The organism is Modicisalibacter coralii (genome assembly GCF_004117855.1).
Taxonomy (GTDB): domain Bacteria; phylum Pseudomonadota; class Gammaproteobacteria; order Pseudomonadales; family Halomonadaceae; genus Modicisalibacter; species Modicisalibacter coralii.
Genome location: NZ_QWBW01000026.1, coordinates 21,870 through 46,402, shown reverse-complemented (window position 1 = coordinate 46,402; position 24,533 = coordinate 21,870). Strand labels below are relative to the sequence as shown.

At 67.5% G+C, this 24,533-nt stretch carries 23 protein-coding genes; 8 read left to right on the top strand and 15 right to left on the bottom strand.

All coding sequences use genetic code 11. The annotated features are described in order from the left end of the window. Positions 1-15: 15 nt before the first annotated feature. From nuoH to D0901_RS14570, 8 genes are all read right to left on the bottom strand, one after another. Positions 16-996: an NADH-quinone oxidoreductase subunit NuoH gene (gene nuoH, locus D0901_RS14605; RefSeq protein WP_129141041.1), complete on the bottom strand. Its 981-nt coding sequence runs from the start codon at positions 994-996 to the stop codon at positions 16-18. Next, a complete protein-coding gene (gene nuoG, locus D0901_RS14600; RefSeq protein ID WP_129141040.1) occupies positions 993-3,794 on the bottom strand; it encodes an NADH-quinone oxidoreductase subunit NuoG in 2,802 nt (933 codons plus the stop codon). The genes nuoH and nuoG overlap by 4 nt, the downstream gene beginning before the upstream one ends. 32 nt (positions 3,795-3,826) lie before the next feature. Then, positions 3,827-5,185: an NADH-quinone oxidoreductase subunit NuoF gene (gene nuoF, locus D0901_RS14595; RefSeq protein ID WP_129141039.1), complete on the bottom strand. Its 1,359-nt coding sequence runs from the start codon at positions 5,183-5,185 to the stop codon at positions 3,827-3,829. Next, positions 5,182-5,685 (bottom strand): NADH-quinone oxidoreductase subunit NuoE, encoded by a 504-nt coding sequence (gene nuoE / locus D0901_RS14590; protein ID WP_129141038.1) that lies wholly within the window; start codon positions 5,683-5,685, stop codon positions 5,182-5,184. Before nuoE ends, nuoF begins: the two co-directional genes overlap by 4 nt. A gap of 2 nt (positions 5,686-5,687) precedes the next feature. Beyond that, positions 5,688-7,472, bottom strand: coding sequence for an NADH-quinone oxidoreductase subunit C/D (gene nuoC, locus D0901_RS14585; protein WP_129141037.1), 1,785 nt, complete (start codon positions 7,470-7,472; stop codon positions 5,688-5,690). 38 nt (positions 7,473-7,510) lie between these two features. Then, positions 7,511-8,191 carry a NuoB/complex I 20 kDa subunit family protein gene (locus D0901_RS14580; RefSeq protein ID WP_129141036.1) on the bottom strand — a complete coding sequence of 227 codons (681 nt, stop codon included), beginning with the start codon at positions 8,189-8,191 and terminating at the stop codon, positions 7,511-7,513. 64 nt (positions 8,192-8,255) lie between these two features. Then, positions 8,256-8,666: an NADH-quinone oxidoreductase subunit A gene (locus tag D0901_RS14575; protein ID WP_129141035.1), complete on the bottom strand. Its 411-nt coding sequence runs from the start codon at positions 8,664-8,666 to the stop codon at positions 8,256-8,258. A 229-nt stretch (positions 8,667-8,895) separates the two neighbouring features. Continuing rightward, a complete protein-coding gene (locus D0901_RS14570) occupies positions 8,896-9,324 on the bottom strand; it encodes a YqaA family protein (RefSeq protein ID WP_129141034.1) in 429 nt (142 codons plus the stop codon). 63 nt (positions 9,325-9,387) lie between these two features. Between D0901_RS14570 and thiD the strand changes: the two genes are divergently transcribed. From thiD to dtd, 3 genes are all read left to right on the top strand, one after another. Then, positions 9,388-10,200, top strand: a complete 813-nt coding sequence (gene thiD / locus D0901_RS14565) for a bifunctional hydroxymethylpyrimidine kinase/phosphomethylpyrimidine kinase (RefSeq protein WP_129141033.1) — start codon at positions 9,388-9,390, stop codon at positions 10,198-10,200. A gap of 170 nt (positions 10,201-10,370) precedes the next feature. After that, on the top strand, positions 10,371-11,216 hold the full coding sequence (locus tag D0901_RS14560) for a universal stress protein (RefSeq protein WP_129141032.1): 846 nt from the start codon (positions 10,371-10,373) through the stop codon (positions 11,214-11,216). Positions 11,217-11,288: 72 nt separating this feature from the next. Then, on the top strand, positions 11,289-11,726 hold the full coding sequence (gene dtd / locus D0901_RS14555) for a D-aminoacyl-tRNA deacylase (RefSeq protein WP_129141031.1): 438 nt from the start codon (positions 11,289-11,291) through the stop codon (positions 11,724-11,726). 45 nt (positions 11,727-11,771) lie between these two features. Here dtd and D0901_RS14550 read toward each other — a convergent pair whose 3' ends face one another. Next, complete coding sequence (locus tag D0901_RS14550) at positions 11,772-13,694, bottom strand: ABC-F family ATP-binding cassette domain-containing protein (protein WP_129141030.1); 1,923 nt, start codon at positions 13,692-13,694, stop codon at positions 11,772-11,774. A 46-nt stretch (positions 13,695-13,740) separates the two neighbouring features. Here D0901_RS14550 and D0901_RS14545 point away from each other — a divergent pair, with 46 nt between their 5' ends. The 3 genes from D0901_RS14545 (at position 13,741) to D0901_RS14535 (ending at position 16,560) form a co-directional block, all read left to right on the top strand. After that, complete coding sequence (locus D0901_RS14545; RefSeq protein WP_162500880.1) at positions 13,741-14,289, top strand: TIGR02444 family protein; 549 nt, start codon at positions 13,741-13,743, stop codon at positions 14,287-14,289. 319 nt (positions 14,290-14,608) lie between these two features. Next, positions 14,609-15,232, top strand: a complete 624-nt coding sequence (locus D0901_RS14540) for a TRAP transporter small permease (protein WP_129141028.1) — start codon at positions 14,609-14,611, stop codon at positions 15,230-15,232. 44 nt (positions 15,233-15,276) lie between these two features. Continuing rightward, positions 15,277-16,560 (top strand): TRAP transporter large permease, encoded by a 1,284-nt coding sequence (locus D0901_RS14535; protein ID WP_129141027.1) that lies wholly within the window; start codon positions 15,277-15,279, stop codon positions 16,558-16,560. 379 nt (positions 16,561-16,939) lie between these two features. On the opposite strand, the gene dctP is transcribed toward D0901_RS14535, so the two are convergent. Next, the gene (gene dctP, locus D0901_RS14525; RefSeq protein ID WP_325051847.1) at positions 16,940-17,968 is read right to left on the bottom strand and encodes a TRAP transporter substrate-binding protein DctP; all 1,029 of its coding nucleotides are present in this window, start codon (positions 17,966-17,968) and stop codon (positions 16,940-16,942) included. Positions 17,969-18,164: 196 nt separating this feature from the next. Here dctP and bamJ point away from each other — a divergent pair, with 196 nt between their 5' ends. After that, on the top strand, positions 18,165-18,938 hold the full coding sequence (gene bamJ, locus D0901_RS14520) for a BamJ family beta-barrel-assembly machinery protein (protein ID WP_129141024.1): 774 nt from the start codon (positions 18,165-18,167) through the stop codon (positions 18,936-18,938). Between the two features lie 90 nt (positions 18,939-19,028). Here bamJ and D0901_RS14515 read toward each other — a convergent pair whose 3' ends face one another. After that, positions 19,029-19,529 carry a hypothetical protein gene (locus D0901_RS14515; RefSeq protein WP_129141023.1) on the bottom strand — a complete coding sequence of 167 codons (501 nt, stop codon included), beginning with the start codon at positions 19,527-19,529 and terminating at the stop codon, positions 19,029-19,031. Positions 19,530-19,664: 135 nt separating this feature from the next. On the opposite strand from D0901_RS14515, the gene D0901_RS14510 reads away from it, so the two are divergent. After that, a complete protein-coding gene (locus D0901_RS14510) occupies positions 19,665-20,579 on the top strand; it encodes an AEC family transporter (protein WP_129141022.1) in 915 nt (304 codons plus the stop codon). Positions 20,580-21,032: 453 nt separating this feature from the next. On the opposite strand, the gene trmB is transcribed toward D0901_RS14510, so the two are convergent. The 4 genes from trmB to D0901_RS14490 form a co-directional block, all read right to left on the bottom strand. Next, the gene (gene trmB / locus D0901_RS14505) at positions 21,033-21,791 is read right to left on the bottom strand and encodes a tRNA (guanosine(46)-N7)-methyltransferase TrmB (RefSeq protein ID WP_129141021.1); all 759 of its coding nucleotides are present in this window, start codon (positions 21,789-21,791) and stop codon (positions 21,033-21,035) included. A 15-nt stretch (positions 21,792-21,806) separates the two neighbouring features. Next, positions 21,807-22,604 (bottom strand): thiazole synthase, encoded by a 798-nt coding sequence (locus D0901_RS14500; RefSeq protein ID WP_129141020.1) that lies wholly within the window; start codon positions 22,602-22,604, stop codon positions 21,807-21,809. Between the two features lie 99 nt (positions 22,605-22,703). Next, entirely contained in the window at positions 22,704-22,904 is a 201-nt protein-coding gene (gene thiS / locus D0901_RS14495; RefSeq protein WP_129141019.1) for a sulfur carrier protein ThiS, read from the bottom strand. Positions 22,905-22,985: 81 nt separating this feature from the next. Then, a complete protein-coding gene (locus tag D0901_RS14490; RefSeq protein WP_129141018.1) occupies positions 22,986-24,467 on the bottom strand; it encodes an alanine/glycine:cation symporter family protein in 1,482 nt (493 codons plus the stop codon). Positions 24,468-24,533 lie beyond the last annotated feature (66 nt).

The window sequence follows — 24,533 nt, the reverse complement described above, 5'->3', positions numbered from 1 at the left end:
GCGGTCGCTCCTCGGTCACGACGGGTCGGCGAGCAGAATCACCGCCCCGGTCACCAGTAGATTGATCAGGGTCAGCGGCAGGCAGAACTTCCAGCCGAAGCTCATCACCCGGTCGTAGCGCGGTCGCGGCAGGGAAGCGCGCAGCAGCACGAAGAACACCAGGAAGGCGCCGGTCTTGAGCGCGAACCAGACGATCGGCGGCAGCCAGGGGCCGTGCCAGCCGCCGAAGAACAGCGTGACGATCAGCGCCGAGATCAGCACCATGCCGACGTATTCGCCGATGAAGAACATCCCGAACTTCATGCTCGAATACTCGATGTGGTAGCCGTCGGCGAGCTCCTGCTCGGCTTCGGGCTGGTCGAACGGGTGGCGGTGGGTCACCGCGATGCCGGCGATCAGGAAGGTGCAGAAGCCGAAGAACTGCGGGACCACGTACCACAAGCCCTCCTGGGCGTTGACGATCTCGCGCATGTTGAACGTCCCGGCCATCGCCACCACGCCCATCAGCGCCAGGCCCATGAACACTTCGTAGGAGAGGGTCTGCGCCGAGGCGCGCATGGCGCCGATCAGGGCGTACTTGTTGCCGCTCGACCAGCCGCCGAACAACACCGCGTAGACGTTGATGCCGGCCATGGCGAGAAAGAACAGCAGGCCGATGTTGAAGTCGGCCACGCCCCAGCCCGGAGTGATGGGGATGATGATGAACGACAGCAGCAGCGAGGCCATGGCGATCGCCGGCGCCAGCACGAACATCGGCCGGTCGGCGAACGGCGGGATCCAGTCCTCCTTGAAGAAGATCTTGATCATGTCGGCGATCAACTGCAGCGAGCCGAAGGGCCCCACCCGGTTGGGCCCGTAGCGGTCCTGCCACAGCCCCAGCAGGCGGCGCTCGACCACGGTCATCACCGCCCCCAGCAGTACCGCACCCAGCAGGATCACCACCGCCTGGATCATGGCGATCAGGCTGGCGGCGATCGTCGGCGACAACCAGCTCATGAGCGATCCCCCCGGTCGGCGTGCGAGTCGGCCCCTCCGGCGCGGGGTGGCGGCGCCTCCCCAGCGGCGCTACGTGCCGCTGCCGCCACGGCGAGCCGCGCCCGCCCCCCGGCGACCAGCGACGGGTCGAGCCCCGCCGGCACGCCGATCATCCCGGCCGGGAAGGCCGGATCGAGGCGCACCGGCACGGTCAGGCTGCCGGCATCGCTGGACATCTCGACCAGCGCGCCGTCGGCGCAGCCCAGCCGCCCGGCGTCATCGGCGGAGAGCGTCAGCGCGGTGGGCGCCGCGCGCTCGATGATCGGCGCGGCCCGCGACGAGGTCTCGTCGCCGCCGAACAGCCGCGGCAGCACCACCACCTGCCATTCGCCGTCACGGGGCCGGAAGCCCTCGGGGATCGCCGTGGCGTAGCGATAGTCGCCGGGGCGCGGCGCCAGCAGGCGCACGCCCGGGTCGCCGGCGCGCAGATGGCCGCCGACCTCGTCGGTGAACTTGTTCCAGGCCTGCGGCGAGTTCCACCCCGGCGCCCAGGCGAAGGCCACCTCCTCGCGCGGGCGGTCGTAGCCATTGTAGCCCTCCATCGAGAAGGTGAACGGCGAATCGGGGTCCTGGGGCGCGCGCGGCTCGCTGACGTCGATGTGCGCGCGCATCGCGGTACGCCCGCTGTAGCGGTGCGGCTCGCGAGCCAGCTTGAGGCCGCGGACGCGGTAATCGGCCCCCGGCGCGGCGCCGATGATGCCGGCCAGCTCGGGATAGCGGCGGGCACAGTCGTGGGTCACGGCATCCAGGGCGATGTCGCCGACATCGTGGCGCAGCACGTCGGCACGCAGCGCATGCAGCCAGCGCCAGCTCTCGCGGATGCGGGTTTCGGGGCGGATATAGGCCGGATCGAAGACCTGGAAGAAGCGCTGGGCGCGGCCCTCGAGACTGACCAGGGTGCCGTCGGCTTCGGTGAAGGCGGCCGCCGGCAGGCCCAGGTGGGCATGTTCCCAGGTCGCCGTGCGCTGATGATCGAGCACCACCACGGTCGCCGCGGCATCCAGGGCGCGATCGACACGCGGCCCGGGCAGGCGTCGGTGGAGATCGTTCTCGAGGATCACCACGGCATCGGCGCGCTCGCTGTCGAGCTCGTCGAGGGCCCATTCCAGCGGCTCGCCGCCCATCATCGCCAGACCGGTGCTGTTGGCCTCGCGGCGTACCAGCAGCAGGCTGCCGTGACAGGCACGCCGCGCCAGGGCCCGCGCCACGTTGCCGGCGGCCTGGAGAATCGCTTCCGAGCCCAGCGAACCGCCGCTGATCACCAGCGGGCGCTTGGCGGCCGTCAGCCGGGCCGCGATGTCGCGGGCCGCGGCGCGGGTGGCCTCGTCGAGATCCGCGACCGCCGGGGCGTCGGCGTCGATCTCGTGGGCCACGGCGAAGCCCAGCCGGGCGATGTCGTCCGGCGCCAGGGCCCAGTTGGCGGCACACACGTCGTCCAGCTCGGTGGTCGTCGGGTAGGCGATGAACACCGGATGATAGTCGTCCTGGCCGAGGGTGCGCACGGCGGCGTCGTTCCAGGCGGGGATGCTGCGCTCGGCGGCCAGCGACTCGCGCCGCGCATAGGCCGCCTGGCGTACCGCCAGGCCGATGCGCGCCGCGCTCTGGATCAGGTCCTCGCCGAGCACCAGTACCGCGTCGTGGTCCTCGACGTCACGGATCGTCGGCGTGGGCAGCCCGCAACTGCGGCCGAGCTCGTGCATCAGCGACAGGCAACGCTGCTCGGCGGCGACGATGCCGGTCGAGAAGTTGCCCTCGCCGACCAGTTCGCGCAGTTGGTGGTTGCTCTCCAGGCTGGCCCGCGGCGAGCCGATGCCGATCACCCGGCGGGCGCTGCGCAGGCGGTCGGCGCCGCGGTCCAGGGCGGCATCGACCTCGAGCGTGACCCGCCCTTCGTCGCGTTCGCTGCGCCATTCGGGCAGACGCGGGCGGTCATCGCGATTGACGTAGCCGTAGCCGAAGCGTCCGCGGTCGCAGAGGAAGTAGCGATTGACCTCGCCGTGGTAGCGGTTCTCGATGCGCCGGATGTCGCCGTAGCGCTCGCCGGGGCTGATGTTGCAGCCCACCGCGCACTGATGGCAGACACTCGGCGAGAACTGCAGGTCCCACTTGCGGGTGTAGCGCTCGGAGTGGGTCTGGTCGGTGAACACCCCGGTCGGGCACACCTCGGTCAGGTTGCCGGAGAAGGGGCTCTCCAGCACGCCGTCCTGATGGCGGCCGAAATAGACGTTGCTGTTGGCCCCGAAGGCCCCCAGATCGGTACCGCCGGCGTAGTCGCGATAGAAGCGCACGCAGCGGTAGCAGGTGATGCAGCGGTTCATCTCGTGGGCGATGAAGGGCCCCAGGTACTGGTTGCGGTGGGTCCGCTTGCGGAAGCGATAGCGCCGGCGGTCATGGCCGGTCATCACCGTCATGTCCTGGAGGTGGCAGTGGCCGCCCTCCTCGCACACCGGACAGTCGTGGGGGTGGTTGGTCATCAGCCACTCGATGACGCTGGCGCGGAACTCGCGGGCCTCGTCGTCGTCGATCGAGATCCAGGTGCCGTCGGATGCCGGCGTCATGCACGACATCACCAGCTTGCCCTGGGTATCGTCGGCGTCCTTGTACTGCTTGACCGCGCACTGGCGACAGGCGCCCACGCTGCCCATCGCCGGGTGCCAGCAGAAATAGGGGACATCGAGGCCCAGCGAGAGGCAGGCGTCGAGCAGGTTGTCCGCCCCGTCCACGTCGTAGCGCTGACCGTCCACGTGAATCGTCGCCATGCCTTACCTCGCCTCCTGATGAATGAAACGGCTCATACCTCGCCCACCGGAATCGGATCGGCATGGGCCACGCCCGTGGGGTGCGCGACGCCGCGCTCGAACTCCTCACGGAAGTACTTGAGGGCCGACTGCAGCGGCATCGCCGCCCCCGGGGCATGGGCGCAGAAGGTCTTGCCCGGGCCCAGGTCGTCGGCCAGCTTGTCGAGCATCTCGATGTCGCCGCGCTCGCCCTCGCCGGCCTCCAGCGCCTGGAGCAGCTTGACCGACCAGGGCAGGCCGTCGCGGCACGGCGTGCACCAGCCGCAGGATTCACGGGCGAAGAACTGCTCGAGGTTGCGCACCAGAGAGAGCACGCTCTGGTCCTCGTTGATCACCGTCAGCAGCCCCGTGCCCAGGCGGCTGCCCAGCTTGCCGATGGTGTCGAAATCGAGCGCCGAGTCGAGATGCTCGGGCAGCAGGAAGCCGGTACTGCCGCCGCCGGGCAGCCAGGTCTTGAGCGCCTTGCCGTCGCGCATGCCGCCGGCGCGTTCGAGCAGTTCGCTCGCCGGGGTGCCGATCGGCAGCTCCCACAGGCCGGTGCGCTCGACCTTGCCCGAGACACCGAACAGCTTGGTGCCGCCGTCGTTGCTCAGGTCGCCGGAGAGATCCTGGTACCACTTGGCACCGTGGTACATCACCCCGGGCGCGTTGCAGAAGGTCTCGACGTTGTTGACCACGGTGGGCTTGCCCCAGGCCCCGGACTGCCCGGGGAAGGGTGGCTTGGCCCGCGGGTTGGCGCGCTTGCCCTCCAGCGAGCTGATCAGCGCGGTCTCCTCGCCGCAGATGTAGCGGCCGGCCCCGGTATGCAGGGCGATGTCGAAGTCGAAGCCGCTGCCGGCGATGTCGTTGCCCAGCCAGCCGGCGGCCCGCGCCTCGTCGAGCGCCTGTTGCACGGCGCGGGCCGCCTCGACGTACTCGCCGCGCAGGAAGATGTAGCCGAAGCGCGAGTGGTTGGCGTAGGCACCGAGGATCATGCCCTCGATCAGCAGGTGCGGCTGCTGTTCGAGCAGCAGGCGATCCTTGAAGGTGCCGGGCTCCATCTCGTCGGCGTTGCAGACCAGGTAACCGCGCGGGATCCCCGGCCCCTTCATGGTCAGGCTCCACTTCATGCCCGCCGAGAAGCCGGCACCGCCGCGCCCGCGGACATTGGCCTCCTTCATGGTCGCGATGACGTCGTCGGCGGTGCGCTGGTTGAGGACCTCGCGAACCGCGGCATAGCCCTGCTTCTCGACGTATTCGTCGAGGCCCACCCGGGCCCCGTCCTCGCGCAGCCGCCAGGTCAGCGGATGCGTCTCGGCGCGGCGCTCGGCGGCGCTCTGGCGCAGCTGGCTGTGATATCGCCTCACGCTCATGCGTAGCCCTCCAGCAGGTCGGCCAGCTCGTCGGGAGCGACGGGGCCGTAGGTCTGGTCGTCGATCATCAGTGCCGGCCCGCGGTCGCAGGCCCCCAGGCAGCACACCGGCAGCAGCGTGAAGCGGCCGTCGGCGGTGGTCTGGCCGTAACCGATGCCGAGCCGCTCGGACAGGGCGTCGCGCAGCTGCTCGTAGTCGTTGAGAAAGCACGAGCTGCTGTCGCAGAGCAGGATGACGTGGCGCCCCACCGGCTGGCGGAAGATCAGGCTGTAGAAGGTCGCCACGCCCTCGACGTCGGCGGGGCCCACGCCCAGGACGTCGGCGATCGCCGGAATGGCGGCGTCGGGCACCCAGCCGTGCCGACGCTGGACGATCTTGAGCGCCTCGATGCAGGCCGCCTGGGGCTGCTCGTAGTGGTCGCGCTCGTGCTCGATGGCGCGGCGGTCCTCGGCCTCGAGGACGAAACCGTCGCTGGCGATTGTGCGTGCGGTGTCGGTCATGGTCAGCGGTCCACGTCGGCCATCACGAAATCGATACTCCCCAGGTGCGCGATCAGGTCGGGTACGAAGCCGCCGCGCATCACCGCCGGAATCTGCTGCAGATGCGGGAAGCTCGGCGTGCGGATGCGCGTGCGATAGCTCATGGTGTTGCCGTCACTGGTCAGGTAGTAGCTGTTGATGCCCTTGGTCGCCTCGGCCATCTGGAACGACTCGTTGGGCTTGAGCACCGGCCCCCACGACACCTGCAGGAAGTGGGTGATCAGCGTCTCGATGTGCTGCAGCATCTTCTCGCGCGGCGGCGGCGTGGTCAGTGGATGATCGGCCTTGTAATCGCCGGCGGGCATGTTGTCGACGCACTGGCGAATGATCCGCAGACTCTGGCGCATCTCCTCGATGCGCAGCTGGCCGCGGTCGAAGACGTCGCCGTTGCTGCCCAGCGGCACCTCGAAGTCGAAGTTCTCGTAGCCGCCGTAGGGGCGTTTCTTGCGCAGGTCGAAGTCGCAGCCGGTGGCCCGCAGGTTGGGCCCGGTGACCCCCCAGGCCAGCGCTTCGCGGGTGGTGAAGGCGGCGACGTGGCGGGTACGCTCGCGGACGATGGCGTTCTCCATCATCGCCCGCTCGTACTCGACCAGGCGCTTGGGCATCCAGTCGAGGAAGCCCTTGACCAGGGTGTCCCAGCCCTTGGGCAGGTCCATCGCCACCCCGCCGATGCGGAACCACGCCGGGTGCATGCGGAAGCCGGTGATCGCCTCGATCACCTCGTAGGCCTTCTGCCGATCGGTGAAGGTGAAGAACACCGGGGTCATCGCCCCCAGGTCCTGCAGGTAGGTGCCCAGGAACAGCAGGTGGCTGTTGATGCGGAACATCTCCGCCATCATGATGCGGATGGTCTTGACGCGGTCGGGCACCTCGATGCCGGCGAGTTTCTCCACCGCCAGCACGTAGGGGAAGTTGTTCATCACCCCGCCGGTATAGTCGATTCGGTCGGTGTAGGGGATGAAGCTGTGCCAGGACTGCCGCTCGCCCATCTTCTCGGCGCCACGGTGGTGGTAGCCGATGTCCGGCACGCAGTCGACGATCTCCTCGCCGTCGAGCTGCAGCACGATGCGAAACGCGCCGTGCGCCGAGGGGTGGTTGGGACCGAGGTTGAGGAACATGAACTCGGTGTCGGCGTTCTCGCGGCGCATGCCCCACTCCTCGGGCTTGAACTGCAGCGCCTTCTGCTCGACGTCCTGGCCTTCCACGGTGAGCGTGTAGGGATCGAACTCGGTGGCCCGGGCGCCGTGGTCCTTGCGCAGCGGATGGCCGTTCCAGGTCGGCGGCATGAGAATCCGGGTGAGGTGCGGATGGCCGGCGAAATCGATGCCGAACATGTCCCACACCTCGCGCTCGTACCAGTTGGCGTTGGGATAGCGCGAGACCACGCTGGGGAGCTTCAGATCGCTCTCGGCGAGCGCCACCTTGAGCATCACGTCGCGATTCCGCGAGATCGACATCAGGTGGTAGAAGACCGTGAAATCGGACGCCGGCAGGCCGCGGCGATTGGCGCGCAGGCGTTCGTCGATCGCCGAGAGATCGAAGAGCAGCTCGAACGGCTCGGGCATGTCGCGCAGGAAGCCGAGCGCCTCGGTGAGCGCCTCGCGAGCGATCCACAGCACCGGCATTCCGGTCAGCGTGGCCTGTTCGAGGATGGCGTGATCGCCGAAGCGCTGCTTGAGCGCGGCGACGACCGGATCGTCGGTGATCCCGGCGGCCGTGTGATCGGTTGTCGGTGTGTCAGCGCTCATGGACGTCGGCAGGCTCCTCGACTGAAAGTGGACACGGCTCAGATGCTGTCGGGCGTACGCAGTTCGGTGGCCTGGATACGCCGATCCCGGTGCTTCTCGCGCTGCGACGGCATCTCGGCGCGATAGACACCCTGGTCGCCGACCACCCAGGACAGCGGCCGGCGCTCCTCCTGGATCGAGTCCTGCAACAGCTGCAGACCCTGGAGGAAGGCTTCGGGGCGCGGCGGGCAGCCCGGCACGTAGACGTCCACCGGCAGGAACTTGTCGACACCCTGAACCACCGAATAGATGTCGTACATGCCGCCGGAATTGGCGCAGGAGCCCATCGAGATCACCCACTTGGGCTCGAGCATCTGGTCATAGAGTTGCTGGATGACCGGCGCCATCTTGATGAAGCAGGTGCCGGCGATGACCATGAAGTCGGCCTGACGCGGGGAGGCGCGAATCACCTCGGAGCCGAAACGGGCGACGTCGTGCGGCGCGGTGAAGGCGGTGGTCATCTCCACGTAACAGCACGACAGGCCGAAATTGTAGGGCCACAGGGAGTTCTTGCGCCCCCAGTTGACCGCCGAATTGAGCACCTCTTCCAGCTTGCCGGTGAAGACGTTGCGATGCACCTGCTGCTTCATCGGGTCTTCCTCGACCCGCTGCCGCTCTCCGAGCGGGTAACGCTCGTCCGCTGCCACAGCATCTTCGGCACGCGTCAGGGTATAAGGCATGCGACTCCTCCAGCGAACTCTAGTCGTCTGTTGTCATGGGGCCCGGGCCCCGACCGGTTGGGTGTCAGGCCCCCGGCTCGCGCATCTTGCGCTTCGGCGCCCATTCCAGGGCACCGACCCGGCTGTCGTAGACCAGGCCGGCCAGCAGGATGAAGATGAACACCGCTGCGCCGATGAAGCCGGCCCAGCCCACCTCGCGGACCGACACGGCCCAGGCGAACAGGAACACGGCCTCGATATCGAAGATCACGAACAGCATCGCGACCAGGTAGAACTTGACGGAAAAACGTTGGCGTGCACTGCCGGCGCCGATCACGCCGGATTCGAAAGGCAGGGATTTGCTACGCCCCTTGCTGCGCCCGCCCAGCAGAGCGGCAGCGCCGATCATGAACGCGCAGAGACCGACGACGGCGATGACGAAGAGCCCCACGGCCCAATGCTGCGCGATGATCGAAGTGGCGTCGTGCTGGTTCATACACTCCCTCGTTCAAACCCTATCACGGAACGAACGCGAATCCGTGGCCGCCTGCGACGACAACGACCCTCACCGGACGCGCTCGAACAGTATACGTTAAGCATAGGAGATCATTAGAGAATTGTCAGAGACAAGCCGTACTTTTGGAGTAGCGTGACTAAGTGAGAATCGTTTACCGCAGTGCAGCAAGCGACCGCTCACCCGCCAGACCCTGAGGACCATGTCCGCCTCAGCACATCACGCTTAGCCAACGCTCGGCCAGCCACAGCACCACGGCATAGCGCAATCCCTTGGCAACCCCGATCAGCAGCGCGGCACGCCAGACGGACAGACGCATCACCCCGGCGGCGACCGTCAGGGCATCGCCGACCAGCGGCACCCAGGACAGCAGCAGGCTCCAGGCGCCCGCCCGGGCGTACCACGCCTCGCCGCGGGCCAGCGCCCGGGGCCCCGCTGGGAACCAGCGACGGTTCTCGAAGTGACGGGCATAGCGCCCCAGCGCGACGTTGATCAACCCGCCCAGGGTGTTGCCCAGCGTCGCCACCAGCCACAACGCGGCGGCCGGCTGTCCCGCGCACCACTGCCGTGCCAGCCAGACCTCGGAGCCGCCCGGCAGCAACGTGGCGCTGGCCAGCGCCACCAGAAACAGGCTCAGCATGGCCGGACCGCCGCCCCATGGGCTAGGCTATAGCCCCCCACAGCGCATGAAATGGGTTCGTCGATGTCCGAGACTCCCCGTATCGCCAATGTCCTGACCATCGCCGGCTCCGATCCGTCGGGCGGGGCCGGCATTCAGGCCGATCTCAAGACCTTCTCGGCCCAGGGTACCTATGGCACCAGCGTGATCACCGCGCTCACCGCCCAGAATACCCGGGGAGTGGCGGGCGTTCATCCGGTGCCGGTGGACTTCATCGCCGCTCAGCTCGATACCCTGTTCGACGATGTCGCGATCGATGCCGTGAAGATCGGCATGGTCGCCAGCCGCGAGGTCGCCGAGACGATTCGCGAGCGGCTCGAACGCCGCCGCCCGCGCTGGATCATGCTCGATCCGGTGATGGTCGCCAAGAGCGGCGATCTGCTGGTCGACGATGCCGGCATTCGGGCCGTGCGCGACGTGCTGGTGCCGCTCGCCGATCTGATCACTCCCAACCTGCCCGAGGCCGCGGTGCTGCTGGATAGCCCCGCCGTCGACTCGCCGCAAGCGATGGAAGCCCTGCTGCCGGCCCTCCAGGCGCTGGGGGCACCGCACGTGCTGCTCAAGGGCGGGCACCTCGAGGGCGAGCGCTGCCCGGACCTGCTGAGTTCGCCGGAAGGCGCCAGCTGGCTGGAGGCCGAGCGGGTCGCCACGCCCAACCTGCACGGTACCGGCTGCTCGCTGTCATCGGCCATCGCCGCCCGGCTGGCCCGTGGCGATAGCCTGGTGGGCGCCGTCCAGCACGCCAAGGTCTGGCTCAGCCAGGCACTGCACGAGAGCCACCGTCTGTCGGTGGGGCGAGGGTGTGGGCCGGTCCACCATTTCCACGCCTGGTGGTAGGGCGCCCACCGTCTGCAGATAGGGCCACGACGGGTGAGTGGCCGGCGTCGATAACGGGTTTCCCTTGCAGGGGCGCGCCCCGCGCACCATGCTGGAAGCACGCCGCTCGTTCACCCCGGCGGGACGACCTGCCGGCCATCGCAGGAACGCTCTCGTGGAGGATGCCGACCATGCCCCAGACGCTGCTGTTCGCCTGTGACCTGTCCGCCGAGAACCGCGCCGGCTTCGCCCGGGCGATCCGCATGGCCGTGGAGGGCGGCGCCCGGCTCGACGTCCTTCACGTGCTCGACCCGTACCTGCCGCACCGGGCACTGCACGATCTCGAAAGCGCCGTGGTCGACGAGATGGAACGCACGCTGACCGACCTGCGCGAGGACTATGCCCTGGCCGCACCCGAGACGCTGATCCAGACGGTCGCCGGCGCGCCCTATGCCGAGATCATTCGCGAGGCCCACGAGCGCGAGGCCGATCTGATACTGCTCGGTGCCCACCGCAAGCGCGGCCAGCCGGAGCTGGTCAGCGGCACCACCCTGGCCCGGGTAATGCGCAGCGCGCCCTGCCCGGTCTTCACGATCAGCCATCCCGCCAACCAGGAGTGGCACGACATCCTGGTGCCCATCGACTTCTCGCTGCCCTGCCGGCACACCCTGCGCGAGGTCATCACCCGCTTCCCGGAGGCCCGCCTGACCCTGCTGCACGCCTGGTGCATTCCCGGCGAAAGCGAGCTGGCCTCGAACGGTGACTACGCCCGCTGGCGCGACCGCGAGGTGAGGCGCTTGAGAAGCCGGCTCGAAGAAGAGGTCGAGCGGTTGATGAGCGAGGTGGGCGAGGTACCCGAGCTCGAACTGGTCCTCGAACAGGGCGAGCCGCTGGAGGTGCTGATGGGCCGCCTGCGGCGCCAGCCGCCCGACCTGCTGGCGCTGAGCAGCCAGTCCCGCGTCGGCCGTCAGAGCGCGTTGACCGAGCGGCTGCTGGCCGAGCCTCACTGCGACCTGATGGTCTGCCGGGCCTGGTGACCACCCGCGCTTGCGTCAGGCCGGCACCTGGGGCAGCGTAGCGCTCTGCCACCCCCCGACCACGAGGCGAGCATGCGGGCACTCATCCAGCGCGTCAGCCGCGCCAGCGTCACCGTCGACGACCGCACGGTGGGCGCCATCGACCAGGGTCTGCTGGCGCTGATCGGCGTCGAGCGCGACGACGACGAGGACAAGGCCGACCGGCTACTTCACAAGCTGCTTCACTACCGGGTCTTCGCCGACGACACCGGGCGCATGAACCGTAACCTGCAGCAGGCCGGCGGCGGGCTGCTGCTGGTCTCGCAGTTCACCCTGGCCGCCGATACCCGCAAGGGGCTGCGTCCCGGCTTCTCGAGCGCCGCCCCGCCGGCCGAGGGCGACCGGCTGTTCCACTACCTGCTCGGCGCCGCCCGCGAGGCCTGGCCGCAGGTCGCCAGCGGCGAGTTCGGCGCCAACATGCAGGTCAGCCTGATCAACGACGGCCCGGTGACCTTCCTGCTGGAAACCTGACCCGCGCCCCTCTCCACGCCGGACCGGGGCCGGCGTGGTTCCACGTCAGGCGCCTTCCGAGACCAGCTCATTCTCGAGTTGCTCGAGGGCTTCCTCGGCCTCGAGCCAGGCCTCCTCGAGCGATTCGACCTCGCCCTTGAGTTCGCCCTGGCGGGCCAGCAGATCGGTGAGTTCGGCCTTGCGGGCGGCGTCGGTATAGAGGTCGGGATCGCCCAGTGCCTCTTCCAGCGTCACCAGCCGCGACTGGGCCTCGGTCATGCGCTTCTCGGCCCGGTCGCGCTGACGCTTGAGCGGGCGCAGCTTCTCGCGCAGCGCGGCGGCGGCGCGGCGGGCCGCCTTGCGGTCGGCCGGCGGCGCCTCGCCGTCCGATGCATCGCCCTGCGCCTCGCGGCGGGCTTCCTCGAGGCGGTTCTTGAGCCACACCCGATAGTCATCGAGGTCACCGTCGAACGGCGCCACCGTGCCATCGGCGACCCGCCAGAACTCGTCCACCGTGGCCCGCAGCAGGTGACGGTCGTGGGAGACCACGATCACCGTGCCCTCGAAACTGGCCAGCGCCTCGGTGAGCGCCTCGCGCATTTCCAGGTCGAGGTGGTTGGTGGGCTCGTCGAGCAGCAGCAGGTTGGGCTTCTGCCAGGCGACCAGGGCCAGCGCCAGCCGCGCCTTCTCGCCGCCGGAGAAACGCGCCACCTCGCCGAACACGTCGTCGCCGCGAAAGCCGAAACCGCCCAGGAAGTTGCGGATCGCCTGTTCGCTGGCCGTCGGCGAGAGCCGCTGCACGTGCAGGAACGGCGTTGCCTTGAGATCGAGCCCCTCGAGCTGGTGCTGGGCAAAATAGCCGATCGCCAGATGCTCGCCGGGGACGCGCTGGCCGGCGAGCAGCGGCAGTGCGCCGGTCAGCGACTTGATCAGCGTCGACTTGCCGGCGCCGTTGGGGCCCAGCAGGCCGATGCGCTGCCCCGGCAGCAGCGTCAGCTTGACGTCGCGCAGCAGCGGCGTGGCGTAGCCCAGCTGGGCGTCGTCGAGGACCAACAAGGGATGCGAGGTCTTGTCGGCGGACGGCAGGGTGAAGTGGAACGGCGAATCGACGTGGGCGACGGCGATGGTCTCCATGCGTTCGAGCATCTTCAGCCGGCTCTGGGCCTGGCGCGCCTTGGTGGCCTTGGCGCGAAAGCGCGCCACGAAGCGCTCGATCTCCTCGCGCCGCGCCTGCTGCTTGGCCGCCTCGGCCTGCTGCTGGGCGAGTTTCTCGGCCCGGGTACGTTCGAAGGTGGTGTAGTTGCCGCTGTACAGCGTCAACCGGCGCTGATCGACGTGGATGATCTGATCGCAGACCGCATCGAGGAAGTCGCGGTCGTGGGAGATCAACAACAGGGTGCCGGGGTAACGCGCCAACCACTGTTCGAGCCACAGCAGCGCATCGAGATCGAGGTGGTTGGTGGGCTCGTCGAGCAGCAGCAGATCGGAGGGCATGAACAGCGTCTGGGCCAGGTTGACGCGCATCCGCCAGCCGCCGGAGAACGCCGACAGCGGCCGGTCGAGATCGGCCTGGGTGAAGCCCAGCCCGACCAGCAGCCGCGCCGCCCGCGACGGCGCGCTGTAGCCGTCGAGCGCCTCGAGCCGGCCGTGCAGCTCGGCTTCGCGGTGCGCCTCGCCGCTGTCACGCGCCGCGTCGAGCGCCGCCTGGGTGGCGCGCAGCTCGTGGTCACCGTCGAGCACGTAGTCGAGAATCGAGCGTTCGAGGGACTCGACCTCCTGGGCCATGTGGGCGATACGCAGGCCACCGGAAAGGCTGACCTCGCCCCGGTCGGGACCCAGTTCGCCGAGCAGCAGCTTGAACAGACTCGACTTGCCGGTGCCGTTGGCGCCGACGATGCCGGCCTTCTGACCATGGTGCAGCGTCAGCTCCGCCTCCTCGAAGAGCGGTTGCTTGCCGCGTTGCAGGGCCAGTTGGCGCAGTGCGATCATGCCTTTCTCCCTTCGACTCAGTCTGCATCATAAGGACGCGCGGATCATGGCCGCCCATTCTACCCGATCCCCCTTCGCCTTGACCGCCCCGGATGCGCTGTGGCGCTATGCCTGCGACCGTTACGCCGACCCCGATGTGGCCGCCGCCTGCCTCGCGCTGCAGGACCGCGCCGATGCCGACGTCTGCGAACTGCTGTGGCTGGGTTGGCTGTACCACCTCGGCCTGGCGGCGGATGCCGATGTCGGCGAGGCGCTGGCCCCGGTGCGCGATCACCAGGCGCGCACGACCCGCCCGTTGCGGGCCCGGCGCCGCGCCCTCAAGCCCCTGGCGCGCCCCGGCTCGCCGCTGGCCGAGTGGCGGGAGCAGCTCAAGCGCGACGAGCTCCAGGCCGAGCGCGAGGCCCTGGAAGGCTTGCAGGCACTGACCCGACGGGGCGACGGCATACGCCGCCGAGGTCCCGCCGACGGGGACCTGTACACCACGCTCCTGCGCCATCTCGGCCACCTCGATCCTCGACTGACATGCCCGTTGCGCGCGCTGGCCCAAGGCCTGGCAACCACGAAACCGGCGGGCCGCGAACCGCATGGCGAGTAGCACTGACGCGGCAAAGCTTGTAAGTTCAAGGAGACATGCTGCGCCTTCGCCCGGCGGCAACGCCGTCGTCGAGCTCAGGGCGAGATCCGTCATGTCGGTGGGCGTCACTCGGGTGAGGCGGTCGTCAGCAAAAAACGCGGGGAGATCGCCCGCGCGGGTTTTCCGGATTCCCGCCACACTTCGCCTGGGGGAGCCGGCATCGCGACGGGTAGCCCGTCAATGCCGCATGGGCGGGGCGCAGACATTCTCAGGAACGACGGCGGCCCGAGGTCTGCCGTCGGCGGCTCGCCATCCCTGACACAACAAGGAAAGCTGCGACATGACCCAACCATCCACCTCCTCCGGCGATAGCGCGAAGCGCCCGCGCGGCCTGATGCGCGCCCTGGGCGTTCTCGACCGCGGACTGGGCGTCATCGAACGCATCATCGTGGCCGGCAGCGTCCTGATCATGGCCGCCCTGATGAGCGCCCACGTGGTCGGCAACATCCTCTTCGGCAGCGGTATCGCCGGCACCTACGAAGTCACCGAGATGCTGATCGTGGTGATCACCTTCGTCGGTGTCGGCTACGCCGCCCGCCACGCCCGCCACATCAGCATGTCGGCCATCTACGACCAGCTCAGCGGCCGCCTGCGCAAGGCCTTGCTGATTCTCATCTGTCTCGGCACCGCCGTGCTGATGTTCTACTTCGCCTACAAGTCCGTCGAGTACGTCGTCACCCTCTACGGACGCGGGCGGACCAGTGCCTCGCTGCACGTCCCCATGTGGATCGTTTATCTCTCCCTGCCCATCGGCTTCGTGCTCGCCGGCACTCAGTACCTGCTGACCGCCGCGCGAAACCTCGTGAGCGAGGATATCTACCGCTCGTTCAACGAGAAGGAGAGCTACGCCGAGGTCCCCGACGAGGAAGCGCCTCAGAACGGGGACGCGTCGCGCGATGCGTGAGCCCCACACAAGCCCCGAACAATGACAGACGCGAGGACTTTTGCATGCTGACTTGGCTAGGCGTGATCATGCTCGTGCTCTTGCTGCTGGGATTCCCGATGATGGTCCCGCTCGCCGCAGGCACGCTTTTCATGATGTTCACCGGCATGACGTTCTTCGGCCCCGATCAGGCCGTCAGTTGGATGATCAACGGCGTGGGCAGTTGGGTGCTGGCGGCGGTGCCCATGTTCATCTTCGCCGCCGACATCCTCACCAAGGGCCACACGGCCAACCGACTGCTGGACGTCGTCGATGCCTTCACCCGACACGTCCGCGGCGGCCTGCCGATCACCACTGCCGCCTCCTGCGCCCTGTTCGGGGCGGTCTCGGGCTCGACCCAGGCGACGGTGGTGGCGATGGGCGGACCCATGCGCCCGCGGCTGCTGGCCAAGGGCTACAGCGACGACTTCAGCCTGGGGCTGATCATCAACGCCAGCGACATCGCGCTGCTGATTCCGCCGAGCATCGGCTTCATCGTCTACGGCGTGGTCATGAAGACCTCGATCGGCGATCTGTTCCTCGCCGGCATTCTGCCCGGCCTGCTGATCCTGGCGATGTTCGCCCTGTACTGTTACATCTATTCGCGCATCAAGGGCATCGAGGCGGAGCCCCGGGCCTCCTGGAGCGAACGCCTGCGCGCCATCCGCCGGGTGATACTGCCGATGGGCTTTCCGGTGCTGGTGGTCGGCGGTATCTACGGCGGCTTCTTCAGCGCCGTCGAGGCCTCCGCCGTGGCGGTGGCCTACGCCCTGATCCTGGAAGTCGTCATCTACCGCCAGGTCTCGATCCGCGACCTCGGCAGCCTGGCCCTGTCCACCGGCATGATCACCGCGGTGGTGTTCATCCTGGTCGCCATCGGCGCGGCCTTCTCCCAGACCCTGGGCACGGCCGGCGTGCCGGAGAAGATCCTCGGCCCGATCATCGACGGCATCGGCGACAACCAGTTCCTGGCGCTGCTGCTGATTGCCGCCGCCTTCTTCATCGGCTGCATGTTCGTCGACCCGATCGTGGTCATCCTGATCCTGGTGCCGATCTTCAAGCCGCTCGTGCAATCCACCGGCCTGGATCCGGTACACGTCGGCGTGATCGTCACCCTCCAGGCGGCCATCGGTTCGGCCACGCCGCCGTTCGGCTGCGACATCTTCACGGCCATCGCCGTGTTCCGCCGCCCCTACATGGACGTGATCCGCGGTACCCCGCCGTTCATCTTCATCCTGATGATGGCGACCCTGGTGCTCATCCTGTTCCCGGAGATCTCCCTGCTGCTGCCCTCGCTGGGCGGCGACTGACCCCGTCGTTCCCGACCCTCAGGCCCGGCCTCGCGCCGGGCCTTTTTCATCATCGCTTGCTGCCCGGCAGGCTTTTGCCAACACGGTTTGGCTCGTACCGGGAGGCGTGGGAGCAAGTCGATTCGCCATGTATCGGCCTCGGGGCTCCGCCATCGGGAATAAATTCCCTCCCACTAGTCTCTCGATCGTGGCTCGTGGCTCGTGGCTCGTGGCTCGTGGCTCGTGGCTCGTGGCTCGTGGCTCGTGGCTCGTGGCTCGTGGCTCGTGGCTCGTGGCTCAGGAGCCAGACACGCAAACGCCCGGAAGAGTGGCTTCCGGGCGTCGAATCGGCGACGGAATCGCCGGGCCGGCACATGACCGGCCGGGGTATGGCGGTGTATCAGGAGCCCTGGTCGCTGCCGGCTCCGGCCTTGTCGATCTGGTCGAGGACGATGTCCAGCGCTTCCTTGCCGCGCTCGCCGACCATGTCGACGTAGACCTGACGAATCGGCTTGGCCAGTTCGCGGAACTGCTCGCGCTCCTCGTCATTCAGGTGAATGATGTTGATATCACTCTTTTCCTTGATGGTGTCGAGACGCTCGGAATTGAACTGCGTCTGGATGTCATGGCCCTTCTGGACCATTTCGCCCAGCGTGGCGTCGAGCGCCTTGCGCTGGTCGTCGGACAGGCCTTCGTACCAGTCCTCGTTGGCCATGAGATTGGCCACGAACTGCGACTGATCGGCGAAGATCATGTAGTCCTGGACCTCGTAGAAGCCCATGTTCTCGTGGGCGAACACCGGCTGGATGTTGCCCTCGGCCTGGCCCTGTTGCAGCGCGCTGTAGAGCTCGCCGTAGGCGATGGTGATCGGCGACGCGCCGTAGGCCTCGTAGGTCTTGCGCAGCAGGCTGTTATCCATGACGCGGATCTGCAGCCCCTGCATGTCCGCCGGCGTGCGGATCTCCTTGTTGGCGGTCCACACCTGATACCCCTCGGGCAGGGCACCCAGCGGTACCAGACCACGCTCGCGGAACGACTGCTGCCAGGCATCGCTCTTGAGGAAGGCGTCGGAGTTGAGGATCTTCGCCGTCTCGAGCTGGTCGTTGGGCATGACGAAGTTGAGGCTCATCAACTGGCTCTCGGGCACCGTGCCGCCGAGAAAGCCGGAACCGAAGCCGATCTGGATCGCCCCGTTCTGGACGGCGTCGTACAGCGCCGAGTAGTTCGAGCCCCAGGAGCCGTACGGAAGCAACTGGACGGTGACGTCGCCGTCGGTCTTCTCCTCGATCAGCTTCTTGAACTCTTCGGCATAGCCGTACTGGACACTGCCCTCGGTCTCCTCGAGGCCGAAGCGCCAGGTATCGGCGAAGGCCGAAGAGGCGACCCCCACCATGCCCAGAGCGGTAACGCCGATGACGATATTGCGCATTTGCATCTCGTTCCCCTTTTTGTCGATGTAAATCCAGAAAAGAGCAAAGGCTTTGCGATGTCAAGTTGGCGGCCAAATGACCCGGGATGCGGAACATAATCCACCCTGTTAGAGTCCCATGAGACGGTTTGGCGCCTTCATGCTCGCCAGCCGACCAATGACATCGCTTGCCGAATCGAGAATCCGAGGAGATTTCATGAAGACACGGGTGACCGCCGTTGCCTTGACGCTGCTGGCCACGGCCCCGCTGGCGTTGGCCGCACCGCAGAGCGACCAGGAAAAACTCAGTTACAGCATCGGCGTAACGCTCGGCCAAAGCCTGTCCCAGGACATCAAGGATCTGGACATCGACAGCTTCACGCAGGCCATCGAGGACGTCTATGCCGGCGACGACCTGCAGTTGAGCAAGGAGGAGATGACCCAGGCGCTGACCCAGTTCCAGCAGCAGAAGATGGCCGAGCGCAAGGCCGAGGCCAAGAAGCTCGCCGATGCGAACAAGGCCGAGAGCGAGAAGTTCCTCGCCGAGAATGCCAAGAAGGATGGCGTCAAGGTGACCGACTCCGGGCTGCAGTACAAGGTGCTCGAGTCCGGTGACGGCGCCTCGCCGGACGACAACGACCAGGTCAAGGTCAACTACGAGGGCAAGCTGATCGACGGCACCGTCTTCGACAGCTCCTACAAGCGTGGCGAGCCGGTCGAGTTCCAGGTGGACCAGGTCATCCCCGGCTGGCAGGAAGCCCTGAAGAAGATGCACGTCGGCGATACCTGGATGATCTACCTGCCCTCCGACCTGGCCTACGGTCCGGCCGGCACCGGCGGCCCGATCGGCCCCAATCAGGCGCTGACCTTCAAGGTCGAACTGCTCGACGTCACCAAGCAGGACGACGACGCCTCGGCGAATGCCGACGACAAGGCTGCCGCCCAGCAGGAAGGCACCGCCGACGCCAAGAGCGACGAGAAGCAGGGCTGAGTCCTGCCCCCTCAGCGGGGCCGGTAGTCTCCCGGCCCTAGCGACGGCCTCCGGTGCCTCCGGAGGCCGTGTTTACCGCCCGCCGATGCGTCACGGCACCCGGCGGTGCACGTCGACGTCGAACCAGCTGCCCACACGCCCCTCGTCGGTACTCACGATCACCTCCACCCGCCACGGCGTGATCGCCTCGCCGCCGCTGCTCAACAGGCCGCGGCCGTGATAATGACCCGCCCCCCGCCTTTCGAGCACGTAACGGTTCAGCCCCAGGTTCATGTTGCGGCCGATGAATTCCACCACCACCCGACGAGCGTCGATGCCGTCGAGCCGAACGTCGATCGGCAGTGTCTCGAGCGGCACGATGGCCCCGCCCAGCGACAGGGTGAGACCGCCCCCACCGCCCAGGCCGGCGTGACAGCTGCCGTGATGCAGGTCGCACGGCATGTCCGGCGGATACCAGGTGACCTCCTCGCTGCCCCCGCGGGTGTAATAGCTGATCAGGTAGCCCACCGCCACGATCATGGTCAGCAGGGTGATCACGATCAGTAGCTTGAGCAGGGGTGAGCGCGCGTTGTCATCGTCTTGGTGGTGCATGGGTTGCGTGGCGGGCCTCGTCGACAGGCGTCGGAATCGCGGTAAGCTTATCAGTTTGTCCGCGATCGTGACTCGCGTAAGGTTATCGAATCCCGTCGCCTCACGGCGTGTCATAGCCTGACAAGGAGAGTCGTCATGTCCGGCGTCCAGGACGCTCTGGGTCCCCTCTTCCTGCTGATTCTGCTGGGCGCCGTGCTCGGCTGGCGTCGCCTGCCCTCGGCGGACTTCTGGCCGGTCATGGAGCGGCTGATCTACTTCCTGCTGTTTCCCGCCATGCTGGTCGCCACCCTGGCCACCGCCGATGTCTCGCAGGTTCCCGTGGTCCGGGTGGCCATTGCCCTGCTGGGCGGCATCGGCGGCTTTTCTGCGCTGCTGTGGCTGTTCAAGAAGCACCTGGCGCTGGCGGCGCCGGCATTCACCTCGGTGTTCCAGGGGGCGCTACGCTTCAACACCTACGTAGGCGTCGCCGGCGCGGCGGCGCTGCACGGGCAGGCCGGCGCCACCGTGGCCGCCGTGGCGGTCGCGCTGATGGTACCCACGATCAACGTGCTGTGCGTGGCGAGCTTCATCGCCGCCGGCACCCTGGGCCCGTCCAGCCTGTCGAAGAGCCTCGCCGCGCTGACCCGCAATCCGCTGATCCTCGCCTGCCTCGCCGGCATCGCGCTCAACCTCAGCGGCATCGGCCTGCCCGGCTGGAGCGAGCGCGCCGTCGGCCTGCTGGGCCGTGCCGCCCTGCCGCTGGGGCTGGTCGCCGTGGGCGTGGCGCTACGCCCGCACGCCCTGCTGCGCATCGATCGCGGCGTGTGGGCCGCCAACACCATCAAGCTGGTGCTGATGCCGGCCCTGGTTCTCGCCCTGGCGACCCTCACGGGGCTCGATCCGGTGAGCCGGGACGTGGCCCTGCTCTTCGCCGCCCTGCCCACCGCCACCTCGGCCTACATCCTCGCCCGGCAGCTGGGTGGCGATGCCGAGCTGATGGCGGCGCTGATCACCGGCCAGACCCTGCTGGCGATGCTCAGTCTGCCGCTGTGGCTGAGCCTGACGGGCTGACACGGGCTTTGTTGAAAATGTTTCTCGTTCTCCTTGACAGATAAAATGAGAATCATTACTTTTATCCGTGTGGTGCTCGCCAGGCATCACACGACCATCGCAGCGAATGTCAGGTTCCTGCCATGGTTATCTCCTCATCAGCTAGTCACGGTCTTGCGGCGACTCCTCGAGTCGCCGCCTTCTTTTTGTGTCCATGCAACCGCTTTCTCGACGAACCGACGAGCGAGTGCAAAAAAGCCTCGCGAAAGATTTGACATCTCAAATGCTAATGATTACTGTTTAAACACGATGCTCGTCAGACATCGTGGCCTAAGCAGGAAGTCAGGTTCCCGCTTATGGTTTCTCCTCATCAAGCTAGTCACGGTCCTTACGGCGACTCCTCGGAGTCGCCGCTTTTCTGTCGGGCGGGAAAACAGGCGGCGGTACGGGCATCCCCGGGGCAAGACGAGGCGCTCAGCCCTCGACGCGTTCGTAGATCAGATCCCAGACGCCATGGCCGAGCTTCTCGCCACGGGTCTCGAACTTGGTCAGCGGACGGAAGGCGGGACGCGGCACGTAGTGGCCTTCGGGCGCCGTGTTGCGCAGCCCCGGCGCCTCGCTCAGCACCTCGGCCATGTGCTCGGCATAGGCCTCCCAGTCGGTGGCCATGTGCAGCCAGCCGCCGGGCCTGAGGCGCGAGCGCACCAGCGCGACGAACGCCGGCTGGACGATGCGCCGCTTGTGATGCTTCTTCTTGGGCCAGGGGTCGGGGAAGAACAGCTGCACCCCTTCGAGGCTGGCCTCGGGCAGGCACTGGCTCAGCACCTCGAGGGCATCCTCGCGGTACACGCGCAGGTTGGTGAGCCCGCGCTTGTCGGCCTCGTCGAGCAGCTTGCCGACACCGGGCGCATGCACCTCGACACCGATGAAGTCGGTCTCGGGATGACGTTCGGCCTGCTCGATCAGCGAGGCACCCATGCCGAAGCCGATCTCCACCACGCACGGCGCGCGGCGCCCGAACAGGGCCTCGAGATCCTGGCGCCCGTCGGCCACGCGCAGCCCCAGCCGCGGCCAGACCTCCTCGAGGCCGCGGGTCTGGGCGGCGGTCATGCGCCCGGCACGCAGCACGTAGCTCTTCACGCCGCGGCGCGGCCGTTCGTTGCTCTCTGGCGACGCCGCGGTCTCGGAAGAGGCGGCCTTGGGGGTATCGGCGGTCAAGCGATCGTCACTCATGTCGCGGAATTTCGGTCAGTCGGTGATACGGCCCTGGGTCGGGGACGACGCCTCGGCGTAGGCACGCCGCGGCATGCGCTCGGCGAGGAACGCCTCGCGTCCGGCCTCGATCGCCTTGCGCATGGCGCCGGCCATCACCACCGGGTGGCGGGCATGGGCGATCGCCGAGTTCATCAGCACCCCGGCGCAGCCCATCTCCATCGCCAGCGCGGCGTCGGAAGCGGTGCCGATACCGGCATCGACCAGCACCGGGACCTCGGCATTCTCGAGGATCACCCGCAGGCTGGCCGGGTTGAGCAGGCCGTGGCCGGAGCCGATCAGCGACCCCAGCGGCATCACCGCGCTGCAGCCGAGGGTCTCGAGCTCCTTGGCGACGATCGGGTCGTCGCTGGTATAGACCATCACGTCGAAGCCGTCACGGACCAGCTCATCGGCGGCCTTGAGCGTCTCGACCACGTTGGGATAGAGGGTCTTGTCGTCGCCGAGCACCTCGAGCTTGACCAGGTTGTGGCCGTCGAGCAGCTCGCGCGCCAGCTTGCAGGTCCGCACCGCATCCCTGGCGGTGTAGCAGCCCGCGGTATTGGGCAGCAGGGTGTAACGCTCGGGGGAGACGGCATCGAGCAGATTGGGCGCGTCGGCGTTCTGCCCCAGATTGGTGCGACGCACGGCGAAGGTGACGATCTCGGCACCGCTGGCCGCCACCGCGGCGGCGGTTTCGTCGAGATCGCGGTACTTGCCGGTGCCGACCAGCAGCCGCGAGGTGAATTCGCGGCCGGCGACGCACCACGGTTGATCCAGATGACGATCGGTCATGACAACTCCTGGGCCCCGCCCGAGGCGGCGATGGCCGACGGGCAGGCGCTACGGGATGGTGAAGGGGGCGACGGGCCCCGGTGACGAAAGACGGCCGACTCAGCCGCCGCCGATGGCGTGCACGACTTCGACCCGGTCGCCCTCGGTCAGGCGGGTCGCGGCATGCTGGCTGCGCGGCACGATCTCCTCGTTGACTTCCACCGCGATGCGCCGCCCGGCCAGGCCCAGCGTCGTCACCAGATCGCTGATGGTCGGCTGGCCGTCGAGATCACGCCGTTCCCCATTGAGCTGAATCTGCATGGCTACCCCCGCGTTCGTGGGTCGAAAAAGCAAAAGGCCCGTCGGGGTCGACGGGCCGTCATTTTAACGCCAAATCCTCACTCAGACATCCTTGGGCGGCCAGACGTCGGCGTCGACCTGGTCGGGGCGCTTGAGCACCTTGGGATCGAACACCGGCTCGCTGACGCCCTCCTTGCGCTGTCGCTCGTAGTCCTTGAGCACGCGAATGGCGATCGGCGACATGATCAGGATGGCGATCAGGTTGGTGGTGGCCATCAGCCCCATCGCCAGATCGGCGAAGTGCCAGACGAACTCGAGCTTGGCCAGCGCGCCGATCATGGTCATCGCCAACACGACCCAGCGCAGCACGTGTACCGCCTTCTTGGCATGTCCGCGAAACAGGTACTCGATGTTCACCGCCGAGAACGAGAAGTTGGCGATGATCGAGGTGAAGGCGAACAGCAGGATGGCGATGGCGATGAAGATCTCGCCGAACGCGCCGAGGTGGTCGACCATGGCATCCTGGGTGAGCTTGATGCCCTCGATCGACTGGCCGGCGGACTCGCTGAGCAGCGTTTCATAGACGCCGGAAAGCAGGATGGCCACCGCCGTGCAGCTGCAGATCACCAGGGTATCGACGAACACCCCGAACGACTGTACCAGCCCCTGGGCGGCGGGATGCTTGACCGTGGCCTGAGCCGCGGCGTTGGGCGCCGAGCCCATGCCCGCCTCGTTGGAGAACAGCCCACGCTTGATGCCGTTCTCCATCGCCGCCTTGATGGCGTAACCGGCCGCCCCGCCGACCGCCGGGCCGAAGCCGAAGGCGCTCTTGACGATCAAGGCCAGCATCGCCGGCACCTCGGAGATGTTGGCAAACAGGATCCACAAGGCGACCAGCAGATAGGCGATCGCCATGAACGGCACGATCAACTCGGCGGTGCGTGCCACCGACTTGAGCCCGCCGAAGATCACCACCGCCACCACGCAGACCAGCACCACGCCGGTCAGCCAGGTCGGAATGCCGAAGGCGCCGTTCATGCCCTGGGCGATGGTATTGGACTGCGCGGCATTGAAGGCCAGGCCGTAGGCGATCAGCAGGAATACCGCGAACAGCGCCCCCAGCCAGCGCGCGTTCAGGCAGCGCTCGATGTAATAGGCCGGCCCGCCACGGAACACGCCGTCCTCGTTGCGATGCTTGTAGGTCTGGGCAAGGGTGGATTCGACGAAGGCGGTGGCAAAGCCCACCAGCGCGGTGATCCACATCCAGAAGATCGCCCCGGGGCCGCCCACCCACAGGGCGATCGCCACCCCGGCCAGGTTGCCGGTGCCGACGCGCGCCGCCAGCGAGGTGGCGAAGGCCTGGAACCCACTGACCCCCTCGCCGGCCCCGCGGGCGGAAACGGTGACCTTGGCCATGTGGCCGAACAGGCGAAACTGCATGCCGCGGGTCATCACCGTGAACAGCACCCCGGCCCCCAGCAGCAGGTAGACGAGGATATAGCTCCAGATGAAGTCACTGACCGGGGTCATGACGGCATATAGGCCATCGCGCAAGGGCGCGATGAGCGAGACGAGGGATTCCATGGCATCATTCTCCTGAGCGTTCTAAGCCTTGTTTTCTTGGTACCACCGGTAGCCGGCGTGTCGTCA

Bases quoted from the DNA above. Each gene is read 5' to 3' on its own strand.
- D0901_RS14500 (WP_129141020.1), bottom strand. From the start codon at position 22,604: ATGACCGATCGTCATCTGGATCAACCGTGGTGCGTCGCCGGCCGCGAA.
- D0901_RS14540 (WP_129141028.1), top strand. From the start codon at position 14,609: ATGACCCAACCATCCACCTCCTCCGGCGATAGCGCGAAGCGCCCGCGC.
- nuoG (WP_129141040.1), bottom strand. From the start codon at position 3,794: ATGGCGACGATTCACGTGGACGGTCAGCGCTACGACGTGGACGGGGCG.
- nuoH (WP_129141041.1), bottom strand. From the start codon at position 996: ATGAGCTGGTTGTCGCCGACGATCGCCGCCAGCCTGATCGCCATGATC.
- D0901_RS14550 (WP_129141030.1), bottom strand. From the start codon at position 13,694: ATGATCGCACTGCGCCAACTGGCCCTGCAACGCGGCAAGCAACCGCTC.
- D0901_RS14560 (WP_129141032.1), top strand. From the start codon at position 10,371: ATGCCCCAGACGCTGCTGTTCGCCTGTGACCTGTCCGCCGAGAACCGC.
- trmB (WP_129141021.1), bottom strand. From the start codon at position 21,791: ATGAGTGACGATCGCTTGACCGCCGATACCCCCAAGGCCGCCTCTTCC.
- thiD (WP_129141033.1), top strand. From the start codon at position 9,388: ATGTCCGAGACTCCCCGTATCGCCAATGTCCTGACCATCGCCGGCTCC.
- nuoE (WP_129141038.1), bottom strand. From the start codon at position 5,685: ATGACCGACACCGCACGCACAATCGCCAGCGACGGTTTCGTCCTCGAG.
- dctP (WP_325051847.1), bottom strand. From the start codon at position 17,968: ATGCGCAATATCGTCATCGGCGTTACCGCTCTGGGCATGGTGGGGGTC.
- D0901_RS14545 (WP_162500880.1), top strand. From the start codon at position 13,741: ATGGCCGCCCATTCTACCCGATCCCCCTTCGCCTTGACCGCCCCGGAT.
- dtd (WP_129141031.1), top strand. From the start codon at position 11,289: ATGCGGGCACTCATCCAGCGCGTCAGCCGCGCCAGCGTCACCGTCGAC.
- nuoC (WP_129141037.1), bottom strand. From the start codon at position 7,472: ATGAGCGCTGACACACCGACAACCGATCACACGGCCGCCGGGATCACC.
- thiS (WP_129141019.1), bottom strand. From the start codon at position 22,904: ATGCAGATTCAGCTCAATGGGGAACGGCGTGATCTCGACGGCCAGCCG.
- D0901_RS14575 (WP_129141035.1), bottom strand. From the start codon at position 8,666: ATGAACCAGCACGACGCCACTTCGATCATCGCGCAGCATTGGGCCGTG.
- nuoF (WP_129141039.1), bottom strand. From the start codon at position 5,185: ATGAGCGTGAGGCGATATCACAGCCAGCTGCGCCAGAGCGCCGCCGAG.
- D0901_RS14570 (WP_129141034.1), bottom strand. From the start codon at position 9,324: ATGCTGAGCCTGTTTCTGGTGGCGCTGGCCAGCGCCACGTTGCTGCCG.
- D0901_RS14535 (WP_129141027.1), top strand. From the start codon at position 15,277: ATGCTGACTTGGCTAGGCGTGATCATGCTCGTGCTCTTGCTGCTGGGA.
- D0901_RS14490 (WP_129141018.1), bottom strand. From the start codon at position 24,467: ATGGAATCCCTCGTCTCGCTCATCGCGCCCTTGCGCGATGGCCTATAT.
- D0901_RS14515 (WP_129141023.1), bottom strand. From the start codon at position 19,529: ATGCACCACCAAGACGATGACAACGCGCGCTCACCCCTGCTCAAGCTA.
- bamJ (WP_129141024.1), top strand. From the start codon at position 18,165: ATGAAGACACGGGTGACCGCCGTTGCCTTGACGCTGCTGGCCACGGCC.
- D0901_RS14580 (WP_129141036.1), bottom strand. From the start codon at position 8,191: ATGCCTTATACCCTGACGCGTGCCGAAGATGCTGTGGCAGCGGACGAG.
- D0901_RS14510 (WP_129141022.1), top strand. From the start codon at position 19,665: ATGTCCGGCGTCCAGGACGCTCTGGGTCCCCTCTTCCTGCTGATTCTG.